Source organism: Methanosarcina hadiensis (genome assembly GCF_046529725.1).
Lineage (GTDB): Archaea > Halobacteriota > Methanosarcinia > Methanosarcinales > Methanosarcinaceae > Methanosarcina > Methanosarcina hadiensis.
This window is the reverse complement of the sequence record NZ_CP136241.1, coordinates 2,424,393-2,437,448: the sequence shown is the minus strand read 5'-3', so window position 1 is coordinate 2,437,448 and position 13,056 is coordinate 2,424,393. Positions and strand designations below refer to the sequence as shown.

10 protein-coding genes are annotated in these 13,056 nt (G+C 39.5%); 5 read left to right on the top strand and 5 right to left on the bottom strand.

What is annotated here, in order from left to right:
• Positions 1–327: 327 nt before the first annotated feature.
• Positions 328–888: a YIP1 family protein gene (locus tag RSJ42_RS10295; protein ID WP_410507206.1), complete on the bottom strand. Its 561-nt coding sequence runs from the start codon at positions 886–888 to the stop codon at positions 328–330.
• Between the two features lie 348 nt (positions 889–1,236).
• Here RSJ42_RS10295 and RSJ42_RS10290 point away from each other — a divergent pair, with 348 nt between their 5' ends.
• A complete protein-coding gene (locus RSJ42_RS10290) occupies positions 1,237–2,487 on the top strand; it encodes an SIR2 family protein (protein WP_410507205.1) in 1,251 nt (416 codons plus the stop codon).
• Positions 2,488–2,713: 226 nt separating this feature from the next.
• Here the strand turns inward: RSJ42_RS10290 and RSJ42_RS10285 are convergent, their stop codons facing one another.
• On the bottom strand, positions 2,714–3,781 hold the full coding sequence (locus RSJ42_RS10285) for a metal-dependent hydrolase (RefSeq protein WP_410507204.1): 1,068 nt from the start codon (positions 3,779–3,781) through the stop codon (positions 2,714–2,716).
• 553 nt (positions 3,782–4,334) lie between these two features.
• Here RSJ42_RS10285 and RSJ42_RS10280 point away from each other — a divergent pair.
• Positions 4,335–4,946: a superoxide dismutase gene (locus tag RSJ42_RS10280; protein WP_410507203.1), complete on the top strand. Its 612-nt coding sequence runs from the start codon at positions 4,335–4,337 to the stop codon at positions 4,944–4,946.
• A 98-nt stretch (positions 4,947–5,044) separates the two neighbouring features.
• On the opposite strand, the gene RSJ42_RS10275 is transcribed toward RSJ42_RS10280, so the two are convergent.
• From RSJ42_RS10275 to RSJ42_RS10265, 3 genes are all read right to left on the bottom strand, one after another.
• Positions 5,045–6,211, bottom strand: coding sequence for a metal-dependent hydrolase (locus RSJ42_RS10275; protein ID WP_410507202.1), 1,167 nt, complete (start codon positions 6,209–6,211; stop codon positions 5,045–5,047).
• Positions 6,212–6,650: 439 nt separating this feature from the next.
• The gene (locus tag RSJ42_RS10270) at positions 6,651–7,712 is read right to left on the bottom strand and encodes a metal-dependent hydrolase (protein ID WP_410507201.1); all 1,062 of its coding nucleotides are present in this window, start codon (positions 7,710–7,712) and stop codon (positions 6,651–6,653) included.
• 437 nt (positions 7,713–8,149) lie between these two features.
• On the bottom strand, positions 8,150–9,079 hold the full coding sequence (locus RSJ42_RS10265; RefSeq protein ID WP_410507200.1) for a dienelactone hydrolase family protein: 930 nt from the start codon (positions 9,077–9,079) through the stop codon (positions 8,150–8,152).
• 662 nt (positions 9,080–9,741) lie between these two features.
• Between RSJ42_RS10265 and RSJ42_RS10260 the strand changes: the two genes are divergently transcribed.
• From RSJ42_RS10260 to RSJ42_RS10250, 3 genes are all read left to right on the top strand, one after another.
• A complete protein-coding gene (locus RSJ42_RS10260; protein ID WP_410507199.1) occupies positions 9,742–10,845 on the top strand; it encodes an MtaA/CmuA family methyltransferase in 1,104 nt (367 codons plus the stop codon).
• Positions 10,842–11,669 (top strand): cobalamin-dependent protein, encoded by an 828-nt coding sequence (locus RSJ42_RS10255; protein ID WP_410507198.1) that lies wholly within the window; start codon positions 10,842–10,844, stop codon positions 11,667–11,669. Before RSJ42_RS10260 ends, RSJ42_RS10255 begins: the two co-directional genes overlap by 4 nt.
• Positions 11,670–11,981: 312 nt before the next feature.
• Positions 11,982–13,010, top strand: coding sequence for a phosphatase PAP2 family protein (locus RSJ42_RS10250; protein WP_410507197.1), 1,029 nt, complete (start codon positions 11,982–11,984; stop codon positions 13,008–13,010).
• Positions 13,011–13,056 lie beyond the last annotated feature (46 nt).

The window sequence follows — 13,056 nt, the reverse complement described above, 5'->3', positions numbered from 1 at the left end:
TACTAATCATTTGATATGCTTTTTTAACTAAATTCACTGAATACTTCTGCTAATGCCTTTTCAGTAGTAGCTCTCTCGTTGCTAATTTTTTGAATTATATATCTTTGACTTTTATGAAAGATAATCTGGTTTCCTGAGAAATCCAGATGAATGAAATTTTCGGCGGCGGGTTTTCAGTTCGAAAGGGAGCCGGATAGGGAAGTTATTTTTGAGGCGGGATTTTAGTCTTAAAAATTTCTCAATACAAAGAAGGCAATTTTTTTGTATTTGTGAAACCTGTTTTTCAAATTTCTTTCAAACAAATGGCATGAAAATAAGCTGAGGGAATTAAAGAAACAGAACCGCTAAGAATTCAATGATTTTTGGGTTAAATAAATCAAATATAAGTTCAACTGTAAGAATTATAAGCAGAAAGGGAATGACAGTTATTCCCAGCAATACAATCTGGCACGACTTCCAATAGCTTAAATCATAAACGAACTGTCCGCCTCGAATGCATATGTGTACCCAGTAAATACTCATTATTACATCTATAGGGAACACGGGTAAAAACTCTAGAGGCAAAACTGCTGTAGAGTAAGCCAATATTATGAAACTATCTTTATATCTCCCTCTGGCTCCAAACAGTGCGAAAGAGACAATACTGCCTGCCGTAAAAATTAGATGATCAATAAAAAGTGCGAAAGTTTCTTTAATGAAAATTGTTCCTGGAATTGCTAGATATTTGCTTACATAAACTGTTCCGAAAAAATGCCCTATCAATGCTGTAATTATCAAAGACACTATGCTGAAAATCAAAGCATGAAATAAATTATCCTCACGAGGCATCTTTTTGAAGAATTCCGAAGGTCTCAGCAATAAATCCGTAAATACAGTAAAGTAATTCACAGCAACACCTTCCTATTCTTTTAAATGTTGTTGCACATAGATTAATTTTTTCAAAAAAAGAACTATTTTGAAAACATTTTTGATATTACGGTACCTGAGAGTGTAATTCTCAGAATTTTCATTTTTTAGAGCCGATCTGAGTTTCGATATTTCTTAAAAACAGGGCAGCCATAAGATCATGAATAAGGATTTTTTCCAGAAACAAAACTAAAAACTGTAATATATCGGAAGTATAATTAATCTTAAATTTGTTATTTTTAACATAATACTCCGAAATAACCAGTTCAGATCAACATACTCCAAAGCTCCAATATTAGGCAATAAAGTTCATATTTAGAAGGAAATAGTATGAATGATAGATCTAATAACTCTAACTCCAATATAGAGAATATAATATTTCTTGGAGCAGGTGCTTCTAAGGCGGATGGAGCACCTCTTCAAAATGAATTATTTAGAGATTATTTTGAATTGTCATCAAAAAATAGAAATTCTAATAATAAAAAATCACATGAAAGATTGATAGATTTTTTCAATAATTTCTTTGGGATTAATCTAAATGAACTAGAATATACAAATCTAGAAAATACAAGTTTTCCCACATTTGAAGAAGCTTTAGGAGTACTTGAAATAGCGTTAAATAGAGGAGAAAGTTTTAAAGGTTATGATTTATCTGCAGATCACCCTGATATACAAAGAATTAGACAGGATCTAATATTTTTAATGGCAATTACAATAAAAGAAAAATTGAATATCGGGTTAAGTCACCATAGAAATTTAGTAGAAAGATTAGCTGGGGAAGGAACTCTTTCTAAAACTGCATTTATAAGTCTAAATTATGATATATTAATCGATAATGCGCTAACCAATTGCTATCCATTCTATGATTTAGATTATGGAGTTGAATTTGCAAACTTTGAGAATAATCAAGAATGTCCAAGATCTGATAACTCGTGGAAGAGGCCACGCCCCAGAAAATCTATTTTTCTGTACAAATTACACGGCTCACTTAATTGGCTGTATTGTCCGACCTGTATAGCTCTAACGTTGACTCCAAAAGAAAAAAGTGTTCCTGGTCTTGTTTTTAAGTCTGAGAAATGTAAAAAATGTGGCAGTGAGATGATTCCAATCATTATTCCACCTACATTCTTCAAAGTAATGTCTAATTTTTATTTGCAGCAAATATGGTACAAATCTGAAATTGCCTTGAGACAAGCTAAAAATATTATTTTTTGTGGTTATTCATTTTCCGATGCTGATATTCACGTCAAATATCTTCTTAAGAGAGCTGAAATTAACAACGGTAACACTCCAGAAATATATATAATAAATTCACCTAGTGTTTCGATTCCAAAATTGATTCCCTATTTCTCGGAAAAATCCATGATCTCCGGGTCAATTCAAAATTCAAGTTTTGTGAACATATTTCGGAATCGCAGCACTAGTACTAAAACTAGAGACGAAGAAAAGGCTGAAAAAGAAAAAGAGGCTGAAAAAAAAAGATACGAACGCTTTTTCAATGTAAAAGAGAAGGTCCATTATATGGATCAGTCATTTCAAGATTTCTGCGATCACGGAATTGATTCCAATAAAGAAATTTAACACGAAAACTCAACCAAAAGTTGTTAATCCGACGCTCTATAGATGCTTCAAGAAACAACATTTTTATCCTATCTCTTTTTGATAATCACCTAATACCTCAGATTTCTTTTTTGCTGCCTAATATGCTAACTGCTATCCGATTAAATAGCATCGTTATACTCATTTGGGCATGAATCTCAGATAAAGAGGTTAACAGCTACTTTACGATTTTAATGGATTAGTACTCTTAATTGTACTTAAAATAATTCCCCTCCAACCTCCTTTCCCTCCCCTCCTGCTCGCTCGCATAAGCCTCATATTCCCCACTTTCCTTATCAAAAACAAACCTGTAAACCGTCCTGAAATACGCCCAACTTTCAACGTAAGAATTCCTTGCATCGCTCAGCAGGACAGTTACCGAACCATTACCCCCGTTTTCGGAAACCGAATAAACAGGATAATCGATTTCCTGAGGAACGGCTGTACTGTAGAGTTCCTCCCCAACTCTTTCAGCATAGGCAGCTGCGTTGGGAACGCCGCCTGTTGAGTTAACCTTTTCGATAAAATCACTTCTCTCGATGCCCGAAAGATAGCTGATTTCCATAATCTTGAAATGCGTATCGTTACACTCGTACGCTGTCAGGAATCTTCCGGGCGAAACCGGGTAGGTTCCCTGGTAGCTTATTTTTGTTTCTTCGGCTTCGGAAACCTGGTTGACAAGGAAAAACTTCGCCACCGGAAGGACTGTAATCCAGACCAGAAGCACAACTGCGAGTATCCTGTATAGGCTGCGGTGGTTATTGGTTACAAAAGTACAGAAGTTATTAAATTTGCTGTTCCATCTGCCCCGGTTTTTCTGATATCCAACAAGCACGATAAAGAGGGGCAGCAGGGGCAGTAAATTTGCTATGGGATCGAAAAAGTAAACTGCCCCCATGATAGAGGATTCGGTGCTGAAAGGGTAAAAGGGACGCATTTTCCAGCTTGTAGCATAATCGAGGTAGCTGTGGGATAGAATAGCTGCAAATCCGGCTGCTGTAAACAGGCGGTCTTTTGTCCTTAGCCATATAAAGAGCGTGATAAGAAGGATAAACAGGATGGAGTGCATGAACTCCCTGTGGCCCAGGAGGTAAAAGAGCTGGTTTCTGGTCTCGTGGCTTACGCTGCTGCTCAGGAGGGCAAAAAGGATGTATGGAATAAAGTCCAGGTCGGGAAGGATTGCCAGAAACGCTACCATATTTCGCTTTTTTCCTTTGAAGCCGAGGGCGAGAGCGATCAGGAAACCGATCCCAAGGTGGGAGAGTGTGTTTACCATTTGTTTTATCCCTGAATTTACTTTTGTTTTTGATTTTTTATTCCGAGTAAGTTTGTTCCTAATTTCTGATAATTATAATTATTTAGATTGCCTGAATTTTGCCGGATTCTCAGACCTGCTTTTACAAATATATGACATAAGTTTTATCTTTTACCTTTAAATAGGTTCGATGTATAATTATATTCTGCATTTAACTTGCATTTGAGTGTGAATTTAAATTCTGCATCGGATTCTGCACATAAAATTCCTTACAGTGGTTTGATGTGTGTTTTAAAAGACGCGGTGCAGAATAGCTATAAGATGAATTTCTGTTAGCGGTTAAGGGGAAGATTGGTTAGCAGAATTTGGAAGTGGGACTTCTTGAGCTGGAAGTACAGGGAATTACAGACAGCCGTAAACCACAGGCAGCTGTACGGACACTGGCAACTGTAAGTGACTGGCAACTGTAAGCCACTGGCACTGTAATCTACAGATAAATGTACAGACACAGCCCTGCAGGAGTTCTTTTGTAAATTCTGTAACTCCGGTCAGAATATAAATGAGGGTAGATAATATGGCTAAAAAGTTGTACGAGTTACCACCTTTGAAGTACGGATACGCAGACCTCGAGCCTTATATTTCCGAAGAACAGCTGCGCATACACCATGACAAACACCATCAGGCTTATGTGACCAATGCAAATTCGCTTATCGAAATGATGGATAAAGCCAGGAAAGAAGGCACTGACTTTGATTATAAGGCAACTGCAAAAGCTCTGTCTTTTAATATGGGCGGGCATGTCCTTCATGACTATTTCTGGTGGGAGATGACTCCCGAAAGCAATGCCAGCAAAGAGCCTGTCGGCGAGCTGGCTGAAGCAATCAAAGAAGACCTCGGAGGCTTTGACAGGTTTAAAAAGGAGTTTTCCCAGGCTGCATTGACCGCAGAGGGATCAGCGTGGGCAGCATTAACCTACTGTGAAGATACACAGAGGTTTATGATTATGCAGATAGAGAAGCATAATGTGAATGTAGTTCCTGATTATCCGATTCTTATGGTCCTGGACATGTGGGAACATGCTTACTATATTGATTACAAAAATGAAAAGGCCAAATTCGTAGATGCATTCTGGAACATAATTAACTGGGAAGAAATCGACAAATACTTCCAGAAGATTCGGAAATAATCAGAAAATTATTTCAGAAAATTATTTCAGAAAATTATTTTTTAGCATAACTGTGTCAGGCAAGCACAGTTATGTTATTCTATTGTTTTTTTGTGCAATCATTCAAAATAATTCCTGTCAAGCTTTTTTTCCTCTCTCCCGTAATGGCTTTCATATGCCTCGTATTCTCCACTTTCCCTGTCAAACACGAACCTGTAAACCGTATCGAAATAGGGCCAGTTTTTAACGTACGGATTTCTGGCATCACTTAAAATTACGGTTACATACCCGTCCTTTTCGGAAACCGAATAAACAGGGTAATCAATAGCCTGAGGCACTGAGTTGTTGTACAGCTTTCCGGCTCTTTCGGCATAATCGGAGGCATCCCGGACGTCTCCGGTGACGGTTACTTTATCTACGTAAAAACTCTTTTCGACTCCTGACCAGTAGCTTACTTCAAAGAGCCTGTAACTATTTTCACTGGCAGGATAAACCGCCAGAAACTTGCCTACGGATATCGGATAAGTATCGTTATAGCTTATCTCAACTCCTTCAGACCGGGAAATGCGGTCCGTCAGGAAGATTTTTGCAACCGGGAACATTGTGGTCCAGATCAGGAGGACAATAATGAAAGAAGCGTAGAATTTGCCTTCTTTCCTGTTTATAAACTTATGGAATACATTGAGCGCTTTTAATTTTCGGTTCCAGTTATCTCTGTTCTTAATGCTCCATTTGCTCCTGTTTTCAGGATTCCATAAACCTTCCCCTTTGATGTTCCAGGCATCCTTACTTCTCTTACTTTTAATAGTCCATCTGCCCCTGTTTTTAATATACTCCGCAGCTACAATGAAAAGAGGCAGCAGGGGAATGATATTTATTACTGGGTCGAAAGGATAAATGGCTCTAAGTGCAGACTCATCTGTGCTGAACGGATAGAAAGGCCGCATTTTGGCATTTGTTGTATAATCAAGGAAGTCGTGCAGAAAGACAGCTAAGAATCCCCCAAATGTGAAAGTCCTGTCTTTAGTTCTGAGCCAGATAAGAAGTGCAATAATAAATGCAAAGAATATCGAATGCGTAAACTCCCTGTGCCCCATTAAAAAGAAAAGCTGGTTACGTGCTTCGTGGCTTACACTGCCGCTGATAAGCGTAAATAGAGAATAGCTGAAATAATCAAGGTCAGGAACTATGGAAAGGAGAACCAGAGCAAGTCTCTTTTTTCCTCTAAAGCCCATGGCGTGGGCAAGAAGCAGACCGATTCCAAGATGAGAAAGTGTGTTTACCATAAATCTACCATTAATTTATGTCTTTGGCGTTATTAGCGTGTTATTTTTTGGGTTTTTATTGTTAAAGATATTTTTATTGTTAAAGACGTTTTTATTGTCAAAGATATTTTACTAATTAGATACAAAAACATAGCAGAGAATCGCTCTACTGTAGAAAGCAACTCTGTATGAATAGTATTATTCCGAATAAAGGTTAATATTATTCTTAATAAGGCTTGTATTATTCCGAATAAAGGTTAATATTATTCTTAATAAGGCTTGTATTATTCCGAATAAAGGCCGGTATTCTTTATTCGGAAACTTTGAATAGAGGTTTTTCGGATAACGAAATTCTGAAGACTGGTGATACATCTTCTCTATCTTTCTTCTATTATATAAATAAATGGATAATTATCTTGTTTCCCGAAAACTATCTACAGTGTCCCTAAAAAGATATTATTCAAACATCATGTATGAACCAGTTTTCACCGAGTTTTTCTTCACTATCCCCCTGGACACTTGCATAAACCTGGTATTCCCCGCTTTCTTTGTTAAAAATAAACCTGTAGACTGATTTAAAATAAGCCCAGTTTTCAGTATACGGGTTTCTTGCGTCACTCAAGGTTACCGTTACTAAGCCGTCATCTTCGGATACTTCGTAAACAGGATAGTCAATTTCCTGGGGAACGCCTGAGCTATAGAGTCTTTTTGCTCTTTCAATATAGACTGAAGCGTCCGGTATGTTTCCATTTACTGAGATTTTTTCTACATACTCGCTCTCTTCAACTCCCGAAAGGTAGCTGATTTTCATAATTTTATAATGGGTGGAATTAAACGAATACGCGGTCAGGAACCTGTTAGTAGATTCGGGATAAGTATTCTGGTAACTTATCTGGGCTTCTTCTGACCCTGATATGTGATTTATCAGAAAGGCTTTTGAAACAGGCATAAAAGTAAGCCAGAGCAGGAAAACAAGAACCATGGATGCATAAAGCTTATCGTCACTCCTATTCATGAAACTGTATAATTTGTTGAATTTTCCATTCATTATCCTTTTCTTCTCCAGACCGATAGCGAATATAATCAAGAACGGAAGAAGCGGCAGCAAGTTTAGCAGAGGGTCATAAAAGTAAGCTGCTCCGATTATGGATGCATCTGTACTGAGCGGATAAAAAGGCCTCATTTTCCAGGTTGTTATATAGTCCAGGTAAACATGGGATAAAAGGGACTGAAATCCTCCAAGAGTAAAGATCAGATCCCTGCTCCTGATCCAGATAAAAGATGTGATAAGGGAAATGAAAAGAATAGAATGCGTGAATTCCCTGTGCCCGCAGAGATAAAAAAACTGGTTTCTTGCCTCATGGGTCAGGCTATTGCTTACGGAAATAAATACTGAGTATGGAATGATGTCAAGATCCGGAAGTATGGAAAGTAAAGCCACTATATACAGCTTCTTTCCCCTCAGGCCTAAAGCCAGGGCAATAAGAATGCCTACCCCCAGGTGAGAAAGTATATTTACCATGACCGTATTCCTGGAAAAAAGTGTTTTTTTATTTAATTATAATAATTAAAGATATATTTGTTTTGTGAAAAAACGTGTTCGGGAGTTGCAAAGTTGTTTTTGTCTCTCAAATATAGTTAGGTAATGAAAAGACGATATCTTAAGAAAAATCCCCTCTGAAAATAGCCTGTAAGCCTTTATTTTTCCGGAAGGAAGTAAATTTTCTCAGAAATTGAAAAAATGGTTGTTTTTGTGGAATACACATGAAATGGTCATTTTGCAAAAAACAAAAGTGAATTAATTAGTAAAAAATAGTTAGTAAAAATAGTTAGTAAAAACTAATTAATAAACTCTAATTAGTAAAAAAATAATTAGTAAAAATATGAATTAATGAGATGGATGGAATCCTCTCATGGGTCTTTTATTCCGGCTACTCAGAAAGGTTGCTGAAGCAGAGGTCACTGAGATGTATTCTCCAGTTCCGGATTGTTCAGTGTCCTGTTGAAGAAACCAATCATTTCCTCATATGCATCCTGCGCAACGAAACTTTCAGAAAGCTCTCCTTCTTCGATCATGAAGCCGTGAGGTTCGCCCTGGTAAACTTTAAGCTCAAAGTATTTGTCAGCTGAATCCAGTTCGCCTGCGTACCTGTATATATCCGTAATATTGCTCGGCTCATCACGGGTTCCATGTATAATGAGGATCGGGTCCTCAAGCTGGCTTATGAAACTTGCTGGCTCGTCAGGCTGTGCCTCAGTGCCTCCTGAGTAAGGGAAACCGTACCATGCGACTCCAGATTCAAATTCTTCTATCTGGGGCAGGAAGAGCATGGTATATCTGCCGCCCGCGCAAAAGCCTGTGAGGCCCAGTTTTTCAGCGTTAACATCATCCCTGTCCTCCAGATAATTGATGCTGCTTCTGACAAGAGCTTCTACTTCCGAATCAGGAGGAGAGCGAGAATAAGTCTGCCACTCCGGAGCGATCACAACAAACCCGTCTTCTGCCATCCTGTCAGCCATATCTCTGTACCCAGGTTCGAGCCCGTTAAAAGAGTGAATCAACACCACAGCAGAATAATTCTCCCCTTCGGTAGGCGCAGCAACATATGCAGGATATTCCTTGTCCTCGCTTGTAATATTAACCGTTTGGGTCTGGATCTGTCCTGCGTTTTCAGATACCTCAATATTCATGCTTTGAGGTTCAGAATCAAGGGAACTATTCCCAATTTCGTTTTCTGCGCCTGCGTTAGCCTCCGGCCCTTCCGGGATAGGTTCCGGCGAATCAGGCTCTTCCGGCACACCGTCCGAATCCGAAGACTCAGTGCAGCCCGTAGCGCTAAGAAAACTCCCCAGAATTAAAAGCACTATCAGTAATTTGGTTCTATTCATATAACTCCTCATATAATCTTCTTTTGAAGGATGTCATGCTCCTGTGATATCCTTACTCCAGAACGCGACATCTCCCTGTTAATTACGATTACATTCAATTTTATTGATCCTAATATAAGTATGCACTAATTATATATCAAAAGATATAATCTTTGAACAGAATCCATTAAAAAAGAAAAGTCTAAACCGGATAAGAATCAAAATATGAGGATGAATCTTCCTGAAGGTGAGGCATTTTAATTAATTCGAAAAACAGAATCTGAACTTTTCCTTTTAAATCTTACTTATAAAATCTGTTTTTTACGCAATTTAGACATATATGATTTTTTCTATATCATCAAAATATACCCAGTTTAAATATTTTGATGAACATATTAACAAGGGTAAATGATATAGCCGCGAACTTTTGCATAACCCTGGTTTAATTTTGTATTCCCTTCAATAATCAAAAGAAGAAAAGGAAAAAGGACCGCAAAAATGGGTTTATCAGGCTTCCACCTGACAGCGGATCACTGCTCCTTTAACTCCATAGTTTTGATCAAAGAACAATCCTTGAGTTGTGATCCAGATTCTTAGTATAACTCATTTAATATATTAAGCATGAAATATTATGTATAAAATATATTACGAACTTTAAATGTGAATTAAAAAGGAGAGTAAATATGGTAAGCGAGATGACTCCAACCCGACGAGCTCTGGCAGCAGTGCTCGGAGGCAGGGTCGATTATGTACCCCCTGCAAACCCTCTGGCTCAGACCACGACCGAATTAATGGCAATCTGCAATGCCTCCTGGCCGAAAGCTCATTTTGACAGCAAAATGATGGCAGATCTTGCAGCCGCTCCCTATGAGGTTTGCGGCATTGAGGCTGCAAGGCCCCAGTTTGACATCTCTCTCGAAGCTGAAGTTCTGGGGTGTAAACTTGATTGGGATAAGCCGGACAGACCTCCAGTAACCGGACCAGTTTACACAAACCCTGCAGATGTGACATGGTCCGACAAAATGGAAGAAGCCGGAAGAATTCCTGTAGTGCTTGGAGCAATTGAAGAACTGAGGAAACGTTATGATGGGATGCTCCCTGTTATCCCTTTACTCACTGCCCCGTTTACGGTAGCAGGCCACATAGCAGGCGTTGAAAACATTGCCCGGTGGACTAAAACAGACCCGGAAAAAGCCCATGACTTCATTGAAGCAGCAACCGATTTTGTTGTAGCTTACGGAAAGCTGCAGGCTGCTTATGGAGCGCATATCCTCTTCCTTGCAGACCCTTCGGCTTCCAGCAGTTTGATTTCTGCGGAAACTTATAGAGAATTTGTACTTCCTGCCCACAAAAGACTGGCAAAGGAAATAAGCTGCCCCCAGATCCTGCACATCTGTGGAGATTCCAGTAAACTCCTGCCTTACATAAAGCAGAGCGGACTTGATTGTTTCTCCTTTGATACTGTTCCGGTCTGGTACTGCCGTCAGGTAATGGGCAACGAGATGTCTATTCTCGGAAGCCTGGACGTCATAGACCTGATGCCAAACGGAACTCCGGAACAGGTCTATAACAGAACCCGGGAATGCATCTTACAGGGAACTGATATTGTCGGGACTGCATGTGGAATCTCTTACGGAACCCCCCTCGAAAACCTCAGAGCATATGTTAGAGCCTGCAAAGAAACTCCGATCCCGAAGTACGATGACGTGGAAGACCTCATCAGGCAGATTGGAATTGGCATTGGAAGGAACATGAAAGAAAATGTCCTGGGAGGGATGCAGAGATGATCAGGCATATCGACATTGCAGTCCAGAAAATCTTCGAAGTTAAAGAAAATGAGCCTGCTAAATTCAAAAGACTCATTGACGAAGGGATTATGATCGGCCTCGGTTTGGATCTTGGTGACATGAACAGAAAGGCCATTACTGCCAGCCAGATAAAGGAGCAGAGCAAACCGAAAGATCCCGAATATGCAGTCCTGAAAGAAGCAGTAATCGTGGGAGACAGTGACGAAACAATAAAGCTCACAGCTGCCCTGCTTGAAAAAGGAAAAGACCCTGCAGACCTTGTCTTAAATGCCCTCATGCCCGGAATTCAGACCGTTTGCGAGCTTTACGACATCGGAGAGAGCTATATGCCTGAAATCCTGCTGGCAAATGAGGCTCTCATTGGAGGGGTAAAACTTTGCCAGGAAAGGATAGGAGAGATCCGTTACGAGGGAAAAGTGGTATCCCTTGTTATCGAAGGAGACCTGCATGATATAGGCAAGAACATTGTAGCAGCTATTCTCAGGGCAAATGGTTTCGAAGTGGTTGACCTTGGAAACGACATAACAGTGGAAGCGGCCGTCAAAGCCGTAAAAGCAGCAAATGCTGACCTTGTTGTCGGAACAACCCTGATGAGCACAACGAAAGAAGGCCTTAAAGTCCTTGCAGAAGTTCTGGAGTCCGAAGACGTCCCTGTAGCCTGCGGAGGGGCTGCCGTAGACAAACGCTTTGTTGAGACCTTCTGTAACTCAGTGTATGGAAAAACTCCTCTTGATGCAGTAAAAATCGCAAAAAATATCTGTGCAGGAAAGAACTGGAAAGAAGTCCGTAAGGACCTACACTGATTTTTTAATTTCCTTTTTCTTTCTTTATTTTTCCGTCCTTTATTTTCCTCCTTTTTTATTTTACTCCATTTTTTATTATCTCCTGTTTTATTATCTCCTGTTTTATTCTCTTCTGTTTTATTCTCTTCTGTTTTATTTTCTCCTGTTTTATTCTCTCCTGTTTTTTATTCTTTCAATAAGGCGATTGCCTCAGCTCAACTTTTTTATAAAAACAGTATCATATGACCAGCATAAACTTTTTAGATGTTCCCGGCTTTTTGGTAAAGTCGAATATCTTTCTCCCAACAAACATTTAATCAGGAGCCTGATCGCTTGTTTCAGACAGAGCCCATACTTTACCTTCAATCTCTTGGAACCGAATGGTTCACTTTCCTTATGGTTATGATAACTTCAATGGGTTCTGCCGCTTTTTTTGCAGGCATAGTAATTACTGCCTCCTTCGGAATTGATTTTAAAAAGGGTTTTCTTCTGTTCCAGTTGTTACTCTGGACTGCGCTCTCTACCGAGACTCTGAAAGCGCTGATAGCCTTCCCGCGACCGGATTTTGTAGACAGCAGGGTACTTAACCTGGAAAGTGGAATAGAAAATATATCTCCTTTTAATGGAAACGAAGAGTCAGGCTTTTTTAAACTTCCGGACAGGGCGATTCTTGAAGCGTTTCGCCTTCAAAAAGTATTTCTCGATTCTCCTTTCGGTTTCCCTTCAGGGCATGTTGCACTCACCACTGCACTCTGGGGAGGAGCTTCTCATGTATTCAACAGCAGGCTGATCAGCAGGATGGCTCCCATGGTGGTGTTGCTCATGGCTTTTTCAAGGATGTACCTTGGAAGGCATTTTTTAGGAGACGTGCTTGGAGGATTTGTTCTGGGTTTGGTTCTCCTTTCTGCCTTTACATATTTCCTTAAAAGCCCTTTTAAGGAAGAGTTTTTTAATAAACAGAATTTTCAGCCTGTTTTCCGGCAAAAGAACCTCTTTTTTTACTTGACTATGTTTGTTGTTCCTGTTATTCTTTTATCCCTATCGCTTATAAGCGGGGAAGTTGCAGGATTTTTCCTCGGCACAAACGCAGCATACCTTCTTATAATAAGAAAAGGGCTTCCTGAAGATACTGGAAGCAAGGAGCAGAGAGCTCTCAGGGTATTAATAACGCTCTTAATATTCGGTTTATCCAGCCTTGTTCTTGATATCGGATTTGATTCTATGGGTATGGCAGGTTACAGTGGAACCACGTTTATTGAATTTCTAAAGTCTTTTATCCCTGCATTTACCATATGGATCTCCGTAAACACCTGTGTGAAATTGGGTCTGTACTATAGAACCTCTGCGGAGCAGATTGAGTAAAGAAAAAAATAAAAGGAATACTGGGGTAATTTCCGGTTACCCATTG